At 36.9% G+C, this 15,283-nt stretch carries 14 protein-coding genes and 1 other RNA gene; 8 read left to right on the forward strand and 7 right to left on the reverse strand.

Annotated elements, in window-relative coordinates; translation table 11 throughout:
• Window positions 1-117 precede the first annotated feature (117 nt).
• The 7 genes from LB450_RS00210 to LB450_RS00240 all read left to right on the forward strand — a co-directional run bounded on the left by LB450_RS00210 (window position 118) and on the right by LB450_RS00240 (window position 7,654).
• Window positions 118-1,449 carry a glucoamylase family protein gene (locus tag LB450_RS00210; protein ID WP_224485800.1) on the forward strand — a complete coding sequence of 444 codons (1,332 nt, stop codon included), beginning with the start codon at window positions 118-120 and terminating at the stop codon, window positions 1,447-1,449.
• Window positions 1,450-1,475: 26 nt separating this feature from the next.
• Complete coding sequence (locus tag LB450_RS00215; protein WP_224485801.1) at window positions 1,476-2,846, forward strand: glucoamylase family protein; 1,371 nt, start codon at window positions 1,476-1,478, stop codon at window positions 2,844-2,846.
• 5 nt (window positions 2,847-2,851) lie between these two features.
• Window positions 2,852-3,850 carry a metallophosphoesterase gene (locus tag LB450_RS00220; RefSeq protein WP_224485802.1) on the forward strand — a complete coding sequence of 333 codons (999 nt, stop codon included), beginning with the start codon at window positions 2,852-2,854 and terminating at the stop codon, window positions 3,848-3,850.
• Window positions 3,851-4,633 carry a carboxylesterase family protein gene (locus LB450_RS00225; protein ID WP_224485803.1) on the forward strand — a complete coding sequence of 261 codons (783 nt, stop codon included), beginning with the start codon at window positions 3,851-3,853 and terminating at the stop codon, window positions 4,631-4,633.
• A gap of 6 nt (window positions 4,634-4,639) precedes the next feature.
• Window positions 4,640-6,925 (forward strand): beta-glucosidase BglX, encoded by a 2,286-nt coding sequence (bglX, locus tag LB450_RS00230; RefSeq protein WP_224485804.1) that lies wholly within the window; start codon window positions 4,640-4,642, stop codon window positions 6,923-6,925.
• 78 nt (window positions 6,926-7,003) lie between these two features.
• Entirely contained in the window at window positions 7,004-7,237 is a 234-nt protein-coding gene (locus tag LB450_RS00235) for a hypothetical protein (RefSeq protein ID WP_224485805.1), read from the forward strand.
• On the forward strand, window positions 7,238-7,654 hold the full coding sequence (locus tag LB450_RS00240; protein ID WP_224485806.1) for a hypothetical protein: 417 nt from the start codon (window positions 7,238-7,240) through the stop codon (window positions 7,652-7,654).
• 227 nt (window positions 7,655-7,881) lie between these two features.
• Here LB450_RS00240 and ssrA read toward each other — a convergent pair.
• Window positions 7,882-8,283: a transfer-messenger RNA gene (gene ssrA / locus LB450_RS00245) on the reverse strand.
• 194 nt (window positions 8,284-8,477) lie between these two features.
• Between ssrA and LB450_RS00250 the strand changes: the two genes are divergently transcribed.
• On the forward strand, window positions 8,478-9,683 hold the full coding sequence (locus LB450_RS00250; RefSeq protein ID WP_224485807.1) for an NAD(P)-dependent oxidoreductase: 1,206 nt from the start codon (window positions 8,478-8,480) through the stop codon (window positions 9,681-9,683).
• Between the two features lie 38 nt (window positions 9,684-9,721).
• Here the strand turns inward: LB450_RS00250 and LB450_RS00255 are convergent, their stop codons facing one another.
• The 6 genes from LB450_RS00255 to LB450_RS00280 all read right to left on the reverse strand — a co-directional run bounded on the left by LB450_RS00255 (window position 9,722) and on the right by LB450_RS00280 (window position 15,260).
• Window positions 9,722-10,039 carry a hypothetical protein gene (locus LB450_RS00255; protein ID WP_224485808.1) on the reverse strand — a complete coding sequence of 106 codons (318 nt, stop codon included), beginning with the start codon at window positions 10,037-10,039 and terminating at the stop codon, window positions 9,722-9,724.
• Window positions 10,040-10,235: 196 nt separating this feature from the next.
• Window positions 10,236-10,859 (reverse strand): NAD(P)H-dependent oxidoreductase, encoded by a 624-nt coding sequence (locus tag LB450_RS00260; protein WP_224485809.1) that lies wholly within the window; start codon window positions 10,857-10,859, stop codon window positions 10,236-10,238.
• Window positions 10,860-10,942: 83 nt separating this feature from the next.
• Window positions 10,943-11,227 (reverse strand): 4a-hydroxytetrahydrobiopterin dehydratase, encoded by a 285-nt coding sequence (locus LB450_RS00265; protein WP_224485810.1) that lies wholly within the window; start codon window positions 11,225-11,227, stop codon window positions 10,943-10,945.
• 53 nt (window positions 11,228-11,280) lie between these two features.
• Window positions 11,281-12,087: a sugar nucleotide-binding protein gene (locus tag LB450_RS00270; protein WP_224485811.1), complete on the reverse strand. Its 807-nt coding sequence runs from the start codon at window positions 12,085-12,087 to the stop codon at window positions 11,281-11,283.
• Between the two features lie 231 nt (window positions 12,088-12,318).
• On the reverse strand, window positions 12,319-13,401 hold the full coding sequence (gene gcvT, locus LB450_RS00275; RefSeq protein ID WP_224485812.1) for a glycine cleavage system aminomethyltransferase GcvT: 1,083 nt from the start codon (window positions 13,399-13,401) through the stop codon (window positions 12,319-12,321).
• 434 nt (window positions 13,402-13,835) lie between these two features.
• Complete coding sequence (locus tag LB450_RS00280) at window positions 13,836-15,260, reverse strand: S41 family peptidase (protein WP_224485813.1); 1,425 nt, start codon at window positions 15,258-15,260, stop codon at window positions 13,836-13,838.
• Window positions 15,261-15,283: the final 23 nt, after the last annotated feature.

Below are 15,283 nucleotides of genomic sequence, written 5' to 3' on the forward strand. Positions count from 1 at the left end.
GCTCTAACCAGAGCCGGAATCTTTTTGTCTTGCTAGATAGTTTAGTGAGAGTGGTCTATATACTAAAAAAATATTCTGGATTCATTATTTATATTCTTCCTCAATTAAACTTTCAAGATGACTAGATACTTATATTTTATTGGATTACTGTTAATTCTTTCGTCCTGCTCCAGTGATGAAGGTCCGGGATACCAGGAACCATACGATCCAAATTCAGAAATTGATGAAGAAGAACAATTAACTGATGAGGAGTTACTGGAAAAAGTTCAGAAGCAAACCTTTAAATACTTCTGGGAATTTGCAGGAACCAACTCTGGATTAGCCCGCGAACGTTCTCAAGCCGATGCTTATGGAGGACAGGGAAGAAATATAGTTACAATTGGAGGATCTGGTTTTGGTATTGCTGCTTTTCCTGTTGCCGTAGAAAGAGGTTGGATAAGTAGGGCAGAAGCTATTGGAAGGCTGGATAAAATTCTTGACTTCCTGGAAGAGGTTCCAACTTACCATGGTGCTTTCTCTCATTGGTATCTTGATGATTCAGCTCAAACACGACCTTTTAGTGAAAGGGATAACGGAGGAGATCTGGTAGAAACTGCTTTTTTAATCCAGGGGCTATTGATCGCCCGACAGTATTTTTCAGGAGAAACCGAAATCACAAATCGAATTACCGCCCTTTGGGAAGCTGTAGAATGGGATTGGTACACCCAAGGTGAAAATGTGCTTTACTGGCACTGGTCTCCTAATTATGCATTTGATATAAATCTGAGAATTCAGGGATGGAATGAATCGCTTATGGTTTATGTCCTTGCTTCCGCATCTCCAACTTATACTGTTGACCCAAAAGTCTACCATCAAGGTTGGGCTTCTAACGGAAATATGGTAAATAACCGGCAATATTACGGGATAGACCTCCCATTGGGACCTGCCTACGGAGGGCCGCTTTTTTTTGCGCATTACTCTTTTATAGGTTTAGATCCCCGAAATTTGAGTGATCAATATACCAATTACTGGGAACAAAATGTTGCGCATAGTCTTATTCATTATAATTATGCGATAGATAACCCTAAAAATTTTGAAGGTTATGGTGAGAATAGTTGGGGTTTTACCGCTAGTGATAGTTATGAAGGATATTCGGCTCACAGCCCGGCTAACGATTTAGGTGTAATTACACCAACGGCCGCCTTATCTTCTTTTCCCTATACTCCCGAAGAATCTATGAAAGCCCTAAGGTACTTTTATGAGGAAAAAGGAAATGAGCTTTGGGGATCTTACGGTTTCTATGATGCTTTTTCGGAAGAAGAGAACTGGGTAGCGGATGGTTATCTGGCCATAGACCAAGGGCCAATAATTTCAATGATAGAAAATCACAGAACTGGTTTGATTTGGGATCTTTTTATGCAAGATGAAGAAATACAAGCTGGTTTGAATAAACTGGGCTTTAATTATTAATACCGAAAATTTAGAATTATATAACGATGACTAACTATAAATCAATTTTAAGTTTTTTTATATTCAGCTTGTTACTTTTTAGTTGTAAGAATTTATCAGAAAAACAGGAAATAGAAATAACAGAATATAAAACACTTTCAGAAGAAGCCCTGTTGGATACTGTTCAGAAGCAAACCCTTAAATATTTTTGGGATTATGCCGAGCCAAATTCTGGTATGGCTCGGGAACGCTATCATCCTGATGGTGAATACCCCAAAAACGATGCCCATGTAGTAACTACAGGAGGATCTGGGTTTGGTCTTATGGCAATTGTTGCTGGAATGGAACGGGAATTTATTCCTAGGGATTCTGCAGTAGTCCGTTTAGATAAGATCGCAAATTTTTTAGATAATGCTCCTAGATTTCATGGGGTTTGGGCGCACTGGTTAAACGGTAAAACCGGAGAAACCCAGTCCTTTAGTGATAAAGATAATGGAGGAGATCTTGTGGAAACTTCATTTTTAGCACAGGGGTTTATCGTGGTTCGTGAATACCTAAAAAATGGAAGCAAAAAAGAAAAAGCGGTTGCTGCTAAGTACGACAAACTTTGGAAAGGTATTGAATGGGAGTGGTACACAAATAATAAAGACGGACTTTACTGGCATTGGTCGCCAGATTATCAATGGGAAATGGATTTTATGATTGAAGGTTATAACGAGTGCTTGATCACTTATGTAATGGCCGCTTCCTCCCCGGATCATGCAATTGAACCTGATGCCTACCACGATGGTTGGGCTCGTAGTGGAAATATTGTGAGCGATAAAGAAGCCTACGGAATCCCATTAATTCTAAAACATAATACTCGAGGCGATAAAGCCGGTCCGCTTTTTTGGGCGCATTATTCTTATTTAGGATTGAATCCAAAAGGACTTGAAGATAGATATGCGAATTACTGGGATTTGAATGTGAACCACACTAAGATCAATTATGAATATACTCAGGAAAATCCGAATGATTTTGAAACTTATAATGAAAATTCCTGGGGCCTAACTGCAAGTTATACCCGTAATGAAGACGATGGAATAGGCTACACAGCACATTCTCCTGATACTGATCGTGGGGTGGTTTCACCAACCGCAGCGATTAGTTCTATACCTTATACTCCTGAACTTTCTTTGGGCGCTATGAGGTACTTCTTTGAAGATCAAAACGAGTTGCTTTGGGGACCAGCCGGATTTTACGATGCATTTAGTCTCGAAGTCGAAGATTGGGCAGCTCAAAGATATTTGGCCATAGATCAGGGGCCAATGGTAGTGATGATAGAAAATTACCGCTCTGGCCTTATTTGGGACTTGTTTATGGGAGCTCCGGAAGTGCAGGTGGGATTGGATAATCTAGGATTTAATGTTTCTAATTAATTTATATGAATCGCTTTCCAACATATTTCAATAAAAAATGGAGTCTTGTTTTTTTACTCTTCGTATTTGCAAGTACGGGGTGTGTACGGGCACAAGAACATTTTTTTGAATTTGTAGTACTCCCAGATACCCAGACTTATGTTGAGGAATTTCCTGAAATTTATTTACACCAGATGCAGTGGTTAGCAAATAATAAAGATAGGTTTTCCTTTGTGCTTCACGTTGGCGATATCACCCAGAATAATAATGGAAAAGAATGGGACATCGCTAAAAAAGGTTTTAATACTATCGACGGGAAAGTACCTTATTCGTTTGCTTTAGGCAATCATGATATGGGAAGCGTAAGCGGGAAATTTGCTGATACCAGGAATACTTCTTTAGCTAATGCGTTCTTTTCGGTTAATGATTTCCCTAATGTTATAACCTCTTTTCCTGAAGGCAAAGTTGATAATTTGTTAAGTGAATTTACCATAGGAAACCAAAAATGGATGGTGCTTTCACTAGAGTTTGGACCCCGAAATAAAACCATCGCTTGGGCCAATGAGATGGTCGCGAAATACCCCGAACATAATTTTATTTTAGTAACACACGCTCACATATATGAGGATAGTACGCTTCACGACGGAGAAGATTGGTGGCTTCCTGAAAACTATGGAATTGGTAAGGATACTGACGAAGAAGCTCCCAATAATGGAGGACAACTTTGGGAGAAATTGATTAAAAAATACGATAATATTTCTATGGTGTTTTCAGGACACATCCTTAAAACCGGAGTAGGAACTTTGGTAAGCGAAGGAGAAAAAGGTAATAAGGTTTATCAAATGCTCGCCAATTATCAGAAAGGGGTAGAAGGTTCAGAGAACGGTGGTAATGGCTTTTTGCGGATAATAAAAGTTGATCCTGAAAATCAAAAAATTGAAGTAAAAACCTATTCTCCCTGGCTTGATGAATTTATGGAGGAAAAGGAACATGATTTCACCTTCGAAAACATACAATTAAAATAAATGAAAAATAAATTTTTATACAGGTTAGTGATTTTTCTACTAATGGTGTCATTTTCAGTAATAGCTCAGGAGCAGGAAGCCTTTAAAAAGGAACATTTTATAAAAGATGCTGATACCTTGAATTACCGAATTTTATTTCCGAAGGATTTTTCTGAAGAAAAAGAATATCCGGTGGTTTTATTTTTACACGGTGCGGGGGAGAGAGGTAGTGACAATCAATCACAATTAACGCATGGCGGTGAATTATTTCTGAAGAATCAAGAGGAATTTCCAGCTATAGTTATTTTTCCGCAGGCACCAAAAGATGATTATTGGGCAAAGGTTGAGGTGAATAGGGATACAGTTCCTTTTCAATTCGATTTTATGAATAAAAAGCCTGCTACTAAATCCTTGCAGCTGGTAATTGATTTAATGGATGTAATGACCTCGAAAAACTATGTAAATAAAGAACGAATTTACGTTGGCGGACTTTCTATGGGAGGAATGGGAACATTCGAATTGATTTACAAAAAGCCTGATATGTTTGCGGCAGCGTTTGCTATTTGTGGAGGTGCCAATCCTGAAATAACTAAAGATTACCCCAAGGGATTTAATATTTGGCTTTTTCACGGAAAAAAAGACGATGTGGTGCCCTCAAAACATTCTGAAGAAATGGCACGTGCTATTAATCATTATGGTGGAAATGCCAAACTTTCCTTATATCAAGAAGACAATCATAATAGCTGGGATTCTGCTTTTGCAGAGCCTGACTTATTACCATGGCTATTTTCTAATTCAAAATAAAAACAAATGAAATATTTATTATTACGAGTGCTTGCATTAATTTTATTATTGAGCAGTTGTAGCAAAAATCAAAAAAATAATGCTTCATCTGATATCAATCGAAAAGTTGATTCTCTTCTCAATGAAATGACTTTGCAGGAAAAAATTGGACAATTAAACCTTCCCTCAGCTGGTGATGTAAGTACTGGTATCAGCACAAACGCAGGCATAGCCAAAAGTATAAAAGAAGGAAAAGTAGGCGGTTTATTCAATATCACTGGAATTGATAAAATTAGGGCAGTTCAAAAAGTGGCTGTAGAGGAAAGCCGCTTAGGGATTCCTTTGATTATAGCTAAAGATGTGATTCATGGTTATAAAACCACATTTCCTATTCCATTTGGGCTTTCCGCTAGTTGGGATATGGAGTTGATTCAACAATCTGCTAGAATTGCTGCAGAAGAAGCATCTTCAGATGGTATAGCCTGGACATTTTCACCTATGACGGATATTTCAAGAGACCCACGTTGGGGAAGAGTTTCTGAAGGCGGCGGAGAAGACCCTTATTTAGGTGGTCAAATTGCAGCTGCTATGGTACGGGGCTATCAAGGCGATGATTTGTCAGCTGAAAACACCCTATTGGCATGTGTGAAACACTTTGCGCTTTATGGAGCCTCAGAAGCCGGTCGGGATTATAATACAGTGGACATGAGCCGATTGAGAATGTATAATGATTATTTTCCGCCCTATAAAGCAGCAGTTGACGCTGGGGTAGGAACTGTAATGGCTTCATTTAATGAAGTAGATGGTGTTCCTGCAACTGGTAATAAGTGGTTGATGACTAAAGTTTTACGAGAAGAATGGGGTTTTGATGGCTTTGTGGTTAGTGATTATACTGGGGTGAGCGAAATGATCGCACACGGTATGGGTGATTTGCAGGATGTATCCGCTTTGGCTTTGAATGCAGGTGTTGAAATGGATATGGTAAGTGAGGGTTTTTTGACTACACTTAAAAAATCTGTGGAAGAAGGAAAGGTGTCAGAAGAGACCATTAATAATGCCTGTAGGCTTATTTTAAAAGCAAAATATCAATTAGGCTTGTTTGATGATCCTTACAAATACATGGATGAAGAACGAGCTTCCAAAGAATTATTTTCGGATGAAAATAGAGCGGTTGCCAGAAAAGCAGCTTCTGAATCGATGGTTTTGCTTAAAAATGATGGAGAGGCTTTGCCGGTTAATAAAAATGCTAAAATTGCTTTAATCGGACCTTTAGCAAACAATAAAGAAAATATGGTGGGCACTTGGAGTGTAAGTGCTGATATTATGAAATCAGTGTCCATTTATGAAGGTATAAAAGAAGTATCGGAAAACCCGGATAACATTCAGTATGCAAAAGGCTCCAACTTGGTAGAGGATGCGGATTTGGAAGAGCTAATTGGGATGCATGGCAAAAACACCTACCGAGATGACAGACCTGAAGCTGAAATGATCAATGAAGCAGTTGAGTTGGCGAATGAGTCTGATGTAGTTGTAGCCATACTGGGAGAGGCTTCCGAAAGTTCGGGTGAAAGTTCTAGTAGAACAGATATCAGCATTCCAGATAATCAAGTTCGCTTATTAAAAGCTTTAAAAGGAACAGGTAAAAAGGTAGTGGTAGTTTTATTGAGCGGTAGGCCTTTAGTTCTAGGAGAAATTCTTCCACATTCTGATGCTATTTTGAATGCATGGTTTCCGGGCTCTGAAGCTGGTCTGGCATTAGCTGATGTCTTGTATGGTGATGTAAATCCATCTGGTAAACTAACGATGACCTATCCGCAAAATGTTGGGCAAATTCCAATCTATTATAGCCATAAAAATACTGGAAGACCGCTGGAAGGTGAATGGTTTCAAAAGTTTAAATCCAATTATCTGGATGTGACCAATGAGCCGCAATTTCCTTTTGGTTTTGGTTTAAGTTACACGCAGTTTAAATACGATAATCTAAAACTCAGTTCTGACAGCTTAAGTGAAGACGGCACTATCAATGTAACAGTTGAAGTTTCAAATATTGGAGAAAGAACAGGGAAAGAAGTGGTGCAATTATATATGAGAGATTTAGTTGCAACTATTACTCGCCCTGTTAAAGAACTGATAGGCTTTGAGAAAATAGAATTGAAAGCAGGAGAGACCAAAACAGTTGAATTTTCAATTAGTGAAAAAGACCTAGCATTTTACCATCAGGACATGAGTTTTTATGCAGAGCCAGGGGATTTTAAAGTTTTTGTAGGTTCAAGTTCTGAAAAAGTGCTCGAATCCAATTTTGAATTAAAATGATGTAGTACTATGCGATTATTTGCCACCTTATTTTTTCTAATAGCTTTTTCTTCATTTTCGCAAGATGAGGGAAGATCTATGAAAACGATCAATAGCAATTGGTCATTTAAATTAGGAAAAAAATCAGATAAGGTAGATTGGCAGAGAATCAATTTACCGCATTCCTGGAATAAAACAGATCCATTTGATGAGGAAAAAGACTATTATCGAGGCATAGGCAGGTACAAGCGAAAGTTGGAAATTGATAAATCCGACAACAGAAAGTGGTTCCTACATTTTGAAGGTGTAAATCAAATAGCGAAGTTTATGTAAATGGAGAATTTGCTGGAAAGCATATTGGAGGATATACCTGGAAAGTATTCAGACTGGAAAAAAGATATGTTTGGAAATCGTGAATATGAACCTTCTTATTTTAAAGATACTAACCGATTAAGCGTTGTTGAAGTATATAATCAAGTCTTAGAGTACTTATTAAAAAATAACATTTCAAATTACAAAAAAGGAGGTTCATCTAAAATTAATTATTTAGAAAATAGTTCTTCTAAATTTCACACAAAGGGTATTTTAGAAGGAGGTAAGACTTCGAGTTATATTTTCAATGACGAATGGATAGCAAAATATAATATTAAAACTTATTATCATAGTATAATAATAAAAAAATCTAAGTATGATGAAATACTTTATAGAAATTTAGGGAAGCTTACAAATTTGATTATCAAAATCGGATAGATGAATTTAATTACGAATATAGAACGGATAAGGCAGGCTTCCCATTCCTTAAGAACCTCGAACATATCTATTTTCAGATTCCTTATTTTTCAGATAAATGGAGAAATTTAAAGTAGAATATTCCAATTCTAAGTAAAAGAAATCTTGAAACTATTTTGTAAAAATTGTCACCTAAATTGTCACCTAAAAAACAAAACCCCCATATACACTGGGTATATGGGGGTTTTCTGTGGAGTCGGGGAGACTCGAACTCCCGTCCAAACAAGCAATTCAATAGTTTTCTACACGCTTAGTTTTCTCTTGGATTTTCGAGACAAAGCTGGCTGAAAACCACCTACTTTGTCCTTATCCTCGATTAAGTTTTACCAAAGCATCAAGGCCCTGCTCTGGCTATATTTACTTTACCGGTGCCTCGTGTGCAAACGCCGTAAATCAAGGCTTTTGCGAGACATCTTAGCTCCCAACCTTGTTGGGATTAAGCATATCCTACTGTGATTCGGATTATGCAGCCAAGGCGTAGTTATCTTCGCCGTTTAAAAAAGTGTGAAATATGAGATTTACGAGCTATATCCCAGCGCTCGGCGTGCTTACCATTCAATTGGTCTTGCTGTCAAAACCAAATCGACCCCAATTAAATAAGTGAAGCTGTATAATAGCTATCACGTCAATGAACATGTTTTGTCCCCAAAGCTTTGGGACTAACGTGGAATTGTCATTAACTTAAAGTTTCCGAACAAATACCAGCGTTTCGTTTCCAAAACAGGAATGCAAAAATAGATATTAATCCTATATTTGAACCAAAAATCATCTTAAAATAATCAATATGAAAATAGGACTTATTAAAGAGCGAAAAACTCCTCCAGATCGTCGAGTTGTGTTTACACCACAAAAAGCTAAAGAAGTCCAAATGCAGTTTGAAGGTTTACAATTCGTTGTGGAGCCGTCAGACATACGCATATTTTCAGATAAAGCCTATGCCAAATATGGTTTAAACCTCGAAAGCGATTTGTCCAGTTGCGACGTTTTACTTGGGGTTAAGGAAGTACCAATAGAAACCCTTATCCCGAGTGCATCCTATTTCTTTTTTTCACATACCATTAAAAAGCAACCTTATAACAGAGACTTGCTCAAAGCGATTTTGGAAAAAAATATTCAGCTTTACGATCACGAAGTCGTTACGGATAGTAGAGGAAACCGGCTTATTGGTTTTGGTCGTTATGCCGGATTGGTAGGGGCATACAATGGGTTTAGAGCTCTGGGACTTAGAGATCAGCTTTTTAGTCTATCTAAGGTCGATGATCTTGCAGACCTGGAGGCGCTAAAAAAAGAATTGGACACTATTGAAGTGCCAGATCTTAAAATTTGTCTTTCTGGATTAGGAAAGGTGGCTAGAGGAGCCAAAGAAATTTTAGACTATCTCAATATTAAACAGGTTGGAGTAGAGGAGTATGTTTCAAATTCCTTTCAAGAACCCGTTTATACCATTATCGATGTGTTGGATTATAACAAGAGAAAAGATGGCAAACCAGGTAAGGTTTCAGAATTTTTTCTAGATCCTACACCTTACAAATCTGATTTCATGCGCTTTGCTAAAGTTACCGATTTCTTTATTGCCGGACATTTCTACGGCGACAATGCGCCTTATTTGTTTACGAGAGAAAATGCCAGGCATCCTGACTTTAAGATCAATCTTGTGGCCGATATCAGCTGCGATGTTGATGGACCAGTAGCATCCACCATAAGACCTTCTACAATTGCAGATCCTTTTTATGGCTATGATCCTCAAACTGAATCTGAAGTCGATTTTGATACCAAAGGTGCCATTACTGTAATGGCCGTTGATAATCTCCCCTGTGAATTGCCCAAAGACGCCAGTGAAGGATTCGGAGAGATGTTTGCAAAGCATGTGATGCCTGCCTTTTTTAATAATGATTTAGATGGAATTCTAGAACGAGCCCGTATGACTAAAGATGGGAAACTAACCCCTAGATATGCGTATTTACAAGATTTTGTAGATGGAAAAGAATAGTTTTCGCTATTTGTTTTTTTAAATTTAAAAACTCAAACTTAATCTGCCAATTCTAAAGATGCTCTTGGAACGTCCAAAAATTCCTGATAACACCAACTATTAGGGCAATCTTCGTTTAGTTCGGTATGTTCAGCTATCCTTAAGGTAATGGTTTCACCACCTTCATCCCTTCCATCATAAACTTCTCCAATTTCAAAAGTTCTTTCCATTGTACCAACAACTCCACCAACTGTTACAGTGGCAGTATATTCAGTTACAAATTCAAATTTAGTCAGAGAATTTTCGTCATCAGAGCTACAAGAAATGACTCCTAAGGACAGCACCAAAAAAACGAATAATCTTTTCATTCTTTTCATTGCTTTAATTTTTAGTAAATCACATTTTTTTAATCTTGACTACTGACTACTGACTACTAACTACTGATTTTTGCCTATTGCCTATTGCCTATTGCCTATTGCCTCGTTACTCGTTATTCTTTGCTCCTTGTTATTTTCTCTTTTCAAGATTCGTGGCTCAATTAAGTCTAACATCTAATATCTATCGTCTAAAATTCTAATACTCAATAATCGTTTCCTCCAGAGGACGTCTTACTTTTTTAAAGTCGGCGAATTTATCATCTTTGGCACGGTAACCTACAGGCAAAACAATAGATGTTGAGATTCCTTTTTCTTTTAGATTCAGTACATCATCATAAGCTTCTCCTACAAAACCTTCCATGGGGCAGGAGTCAATCTTTTCTGCAGCACAAACGGTTAACAAATTCCCTAAAGCTAAGTAGGCCTGATTTTTTCCCCACTCTTCAATGTTCTGATTACTTCTTTTGCCAAAGTCTTTAATCAAAAAATCTCTGAAGGGATTAATGATCTCATCCTTTGCATTTCTGATTTCTTTTTGTAATTCAAAAATAGCTCTGATAAATTTTTCATCTACCGTATTTTCAATGCAAATCACCAAAACATGTGAAGCGGTTTTGACTTGGATTTGGTTATAACTATGCTCAAACAATTTATTTTTAAGCTCTTGATTTTTTACAATGACTAACCTTAATGGCTGTAGTCCGTAGGAAGTAGGAGTCAAATTAAAAGCCTTTTTTAAAAGCTCAATTTTATCAGAGTCTATGGTTTTGGATTCATCAAATTTCTTTGTCGCATATCTCCATTCTAAGGCATCAATCATATTCAAATTATTTTTTGCAAATATAGAATTATGATTCTCACATTGTTTAACTTACGAAATAATTAACTCAACTTTTGTTAAAACTAGGTAGAGATGATTTCTTCGATCTTTTCTGCTAGTTTAAAATCTTTATCCGTCACGCCTTCAGCATCGTGAGTTGATAATGAGATTTCAAGTGTATTATAAACATTATACCATTGTGGATGATGCTGTTGAGCTTCAGCCTCAAAAGCAATTCTCGTCATAGCGGCAAATGCTTCTTTGAAGTTCTCAAATTCTAAAGTAGTATGAATTGCATTCTCATTGAATGACCAGCCTTCAAATTTTTCTAATCTTGATTTTATTTCTTCGTCTTGTAGTGGTCTCATATCTTTTTTATTTTAGCCTCAATTTACAATTTTGAAAGTAAACTAATTTAAGTTTATGAAAGTTTTACGGAGCTTTGTACAACTTCATCAATGCTGATTTGAAAATTTTTGGGCAATATGTTGTCTTTTGGAATCACAGCGATATAACGGTCTTCATTGGAATTATAAACATTCTTAGAAATAGGATTCTCCAACTCTAATCCTTTTAATATTTCATACACTAACTCTTTATGATGAATCAAATCTTTGCTGCCTAGATGATAAACCCCTTCCAGTTCTCTGTTGATGATGTAATGGATTTGTTGGGCGAATTTATCGTGCGTAGTTACGTTCATCACTACATTTGGAAAGACTTCAATAGGTTCTTTTAAATCGTGCAGAATCTTTAATTCTTTTACTCTGGGAGAATTATGTCCGTAAATCATCGGAAGTCTCACTATATTATAAAGAGAGTTGGGTAACCTTAGTAATGCATTTTCAATCCTGATTTTAAATCTACCGTACACACTCTCAGAAAGTGTTTTGTCATATTCATAGGACGGGTAATTGGTAAATACATCAAACACGTTAGCAGAGGAGATAAAAATCAATTTCTTCTGAAACTTTATCAAATAGTCAATGATTTCAAAATGAGCATGCGTTTGTGCAGAAAAATCTCCTCGGATAGCCGAAATGATAAGGTCTGGAGCCAGCTCGTTCAACAAAAGACTGATGGTTTCGGTTTCTGCATCCCATTGAAACATGCGTTTATTTTGATCTAAAATCACATTATCTCTTGCATAGGTGCCATAGACATCATAATAAGGAGAGAGTTCTTTGTAAAGAACATTTCCTAAAAAGCCACTGGCGCCAAGAATCAATATTTTTTTCGTGTGTTTGATATTGCTTGTTTCTTTTAAGTATTTTATGTTGTCACTTCGAGCGCAGCCAAGAAGTCATCAGGTCTCGACTTTAACCTGTCCTGAGTGAAGCCGAAAGGCTCGATCAGACAGGTTACACTTTATACACTTAGTTACTGACTATCAATTTTTCTAAATGAATTGAGCCATTTCTAAACTAGAAATGGCTCAATTTTCTAGCTTATTATAAAGCTATGCCTTGTAAAACGGTGGCTTTACAATCACTGCTTTTATTTGTTTTTTTCTGATTTGGATAAGGATTTCAGTTCCGAATTTGGCGTATTCTGCTTTGACATATCCCATACCAATTGCTTTTTTGAGACTTGGGGACATGGTTCCGGAAGTTACATGACCAATACTTTCTCCTTCAGAATTCAGTAATTCATAGTCATGACGCGGGATGCCTTTATCTAAAACTTCAAAAGCGATCAATTTTCTGGAAGGTCCATTTTCCTTTTCTTTTTTCAGGGCTTCAGCATTGATAAAGTCTTTGGTGAACTTGGTAATCCAGCCCAGTTTAGCTTCAATTGGTGAAGTCGTTTCATCTATGTCATTTCCATACAGACACATTCCCATTTCTAATCTTAAGGTATCGCGAGCAGCCAAACCAATAGGTTGTATCCCATGCCCCTTACCAGCTTCCAAAACAGAAGTCCAGATTTGTTCAGCATCTTTATTTTTGAAATAAATCTCAAAACCACCACTTCCTGTATACCCAGTCGCTGAAATAATAACATCCTGAGCACCGCCAAACTCTCCCACTTCAAAGTGATAAAACTTAATATCTGATAAATCTAAGGGGGAAATACTTTGCATCGCTTCCACTGCTTTTGGGCCCTGTATGGCTAAAAGTGAATACTCATCAGATAAGTCTGAAAGTTTAGCATCAAACGAATTATGAGAATGGATCCAGTCCCAGTCTTTTTGAATATTAGAAGCATTCACAACCATCATGAATTTTTCAGCATTGAATTTGTAAATGATTAAGTCATCAACAATACCACCAGTTTCATTCGGCATACACGTATATTGCGCCTGCCCATCCACAAGCTTTGATGCATCGTTGGTGGTGACTTTTTGAATAAGATCCAAAGCTTCTTTACCCTCTACAAAAAACTCACCCATGTGTGAGACATCAAACACACCAAGGTGCTGGCGAACGGTTTCATGTTCTATATTGACACCTGAGTAGGAGACCGGCATTTCGTAGCCAGCAAAAGGAACCATTTTGGCTCCCAATTGGTGATGAATAGGGTTAAGTGCTGTTGATTTCATGTGCGTATTTTTTTCGTTTGCAAATTTAAGATTAAAATCAAGATTGAGCTCAATTAGCGGTTATTAACTTTAAGGTAACTAACCGGTATCAAACATGTTCTACTACTAGATTTAAATAATTTATTATCACCCTTTTGCATATAATTTTACGCTACTAAGACCTCTAAGCTTTTCGCAAAGGACGCAAATTTATATAATAACGATTAACAATAATTTGCGTGGCTTTGCGCTTTTTCTTTGCAAACCCTCGCTAGAAGTAAAACTCCGATTTTAATGTTTAAAACAGACGGATTAGTTACAGTTTAAGAGTTAATAATTTATAATCCTCATTTACAACCGTAAAATGCAGATAAAAATCTAATAAGAAAGCGTTTTTTATTCAATTGCAGATTGGCTATTGAAGGATTTTATCTTTTAAATTTTTGGGGTGTCATTCAAAATGGAATAGAATTAGGGTCAACATACATTCTTTGAAAAGCAGGAGATTCCATTTGGCTTTCTCCTATCAGTTTGGAAGAAAATAATGGCTTTTTTTCTTGAAATGAAGGACGTTCAAAACCAGGACTTATTTCCCGCAAAGCTCTATTGAGCAAGGTTTCTTGTGGGTCTCCCAGGTTACCAAGGCTTGAAAAAATTTCAGACTGTTCAATATCTGGCTCAAGCCCATCAAAAAATCCGGTAAAACCATCTTTATTGGCTATTTTTAAAATCAAAGGCTGTACAGCGTAAGTATGCTCCAGGCTTACATTACTTCTTGAAAAATTGGGGGAGTCATATAAGGTAACTGATCCTTCAAATTTTCCTGCTGTATTTGTGCCGATTTGTATAACATCGATATAAGGATTTAAAGCATTAATCACCAGTTCGCTAGCAGAAGCGGAAGAGCCTGTAGTCAATACATAAACCCTGGTTAGGTTAAGACTATTAATAGGTTCATCTGTAGAGATTTGATCATCAAAAATTAAATTTTCGGCATCAAAATTTTCGTTGAAAATCTGTTTTGCAAAAATCTGGCCGTTGAATTGACCAGTGATCATGCTGGATAAATCTTTGGCAGTTTCGATGCTGCCACCAGAATTATATCTTAAGTCAAGAACTAAATCTGTGATTCCTTCAGCAGAAAAATCGGCAAAAACAGAATTGAGTTCAGAATTGAAAGGTGTTCTGAAGTTGTTATACATCAGATACCCAACTTTTTGACCATTCACATCAAGAATTTTGTGTTCATGAATAGGGTTTTCAGTAAGTTGAATTTTAGTTAAACTTACTTCTTGATCCAAGCCTACCAAGTCACCTCCCTGAAATTCAGCTAATCCTATCGTATAGCTAGATTGGGATAGAAGCAAATTAAAATCGGTTTCAGGGGTGAAAGTTATCCCATCAACTCTGTTGAAAATAACTCCTCTCTCAATTCCGGCAACGTCTGCTGGAGAGCCGGGAACCACGTATCTCACGTAACCGAAAACCGTTTCAGTATCAATAAATCTTATAAGTCCAAATTCCATACCGTTGGCCAAAGAAATCCCGTCTAAATTTTGTTCTAGCGTCACAAAGTCTGAAACGATAAAACTAAACCTGTCCTGCACTGCCAATAAGGAATAGAAAAAGTTGACAGGGGAATCTACGCTGGACAGAAAACTGATATACTCCTGTGTGTTTTCAAACCTGTCGTCTGCTAAGTCTGGGGCGTCACTTTTGTAGACATAAAAAATATTCATGGCTTTCCAGATGAAGTCTTTTATATCTTCTTGATTGGCTAATTCATTAATATTTGTAATATTATCATCGATATCATCCTGACATGAAACGAATACGGATAGTGATATGCTTATTAAAAAGAAAAGTCTCAATAGTTTCATCAAAATAAATTTTGATAAAAATA

The organism is Psychroflexus curvus (assembly GCF_020164585.1).
GTDB classification, from domain to species: Bacteria; Bacteroidota; Bacteroidia; order Flavobacteriales; family Flavobacteriaceae; genus Psychroflexus; species Psychroflexus curvus.

Bases quoted from the DNA above. Each gene is read 5' to 3' on its own strand.
- LB450_RS00255 (WP_224485808.1), bottom strand. From the start codon at position 10,039: ATGAAAAGAATGAAAAGATTATTCGTTTTTTTGGTGCTGTCCTTAGGA.
- LB450_RS00215 (WP_224485801.1), top strand. From the start codon at position 1,476: ATGACTAACTATAAATCAATTTTAAGTTTTTTTATATTCAGCTTGTTA.
- LB450_RS00240 (WP_224485806.1), top strand. From the start codon at position 7,238: ATGGAGAATTTGCTGGAAAGCATATTGGAGGATATACCTGGAAAGTAT.
- bglX (WP_224485804.1), top strand. From the start codon at position 4,640: ATGAAATATTTATTATTACGAGTGCTTGCATTAATTTTATTATTGAGC.
- LB450_RS00220 (WP_224485802.1), top strand. From the start codon at position 2,852: ATGAATCGCTTTCCAACATATTTCAATAAAAAATGGAGTCTTGTTTTT.
- LB450_RS00260 (WP_224485809.1), bottom strand. From the start codon at position 10,859: ATGATTGATGCCTTAGAATGGAGATATGCGACAAAGAAATTTGATGAA.
- gcvT (WP_224485812.1), bottom strand. From the start codon at position 13,401: ATGAAATCAACAGCACTTAACCCTATTCATCACCAATTGGGAGCCAAA.
- LB450_RS00210 (WP_224485800.1), top strand. From the start codon at position 118: ATGACTAGATACTTATATTTTATTGGATTACTGTTAATTCTTTCGTCC.
- LB450_RS00235 (WP_224485805.1), top strand. From the start codon at position 7,004: ATGAAAACGATCAATAGCAATTGGTCATTTAAATTAGGAAAAAAATCA.
- LB450_RS00265 (WP_224485810.1), bottom strand. From the start codon at position 11,227: ATGAGACCACTACAAGACGAAGAAATAAAATCAAGATTAGAAAAATTT.
- LB450_RS00280 (WP_224485813.1), bottom strand. From the start codon at position 15,260: ATGAAACTATTGAGACTTTTCTTTTTAATAAGCATATCACTATCCGTA.
- LB450_RS00250 (WP_224485807.1), top strand. From the start codon at position 8,478: ATGAAAATAGGACTTATTAAAGAGCGAAAAACTCCTCCAGATCGTCGA.
- LB450_RS00225 (WP_224485803.1), top strand. From the start codon at position 3,851: ATGAAAAATAAATTTTTATACAGGTTAGTGATTTTTCTACTAATGGTG.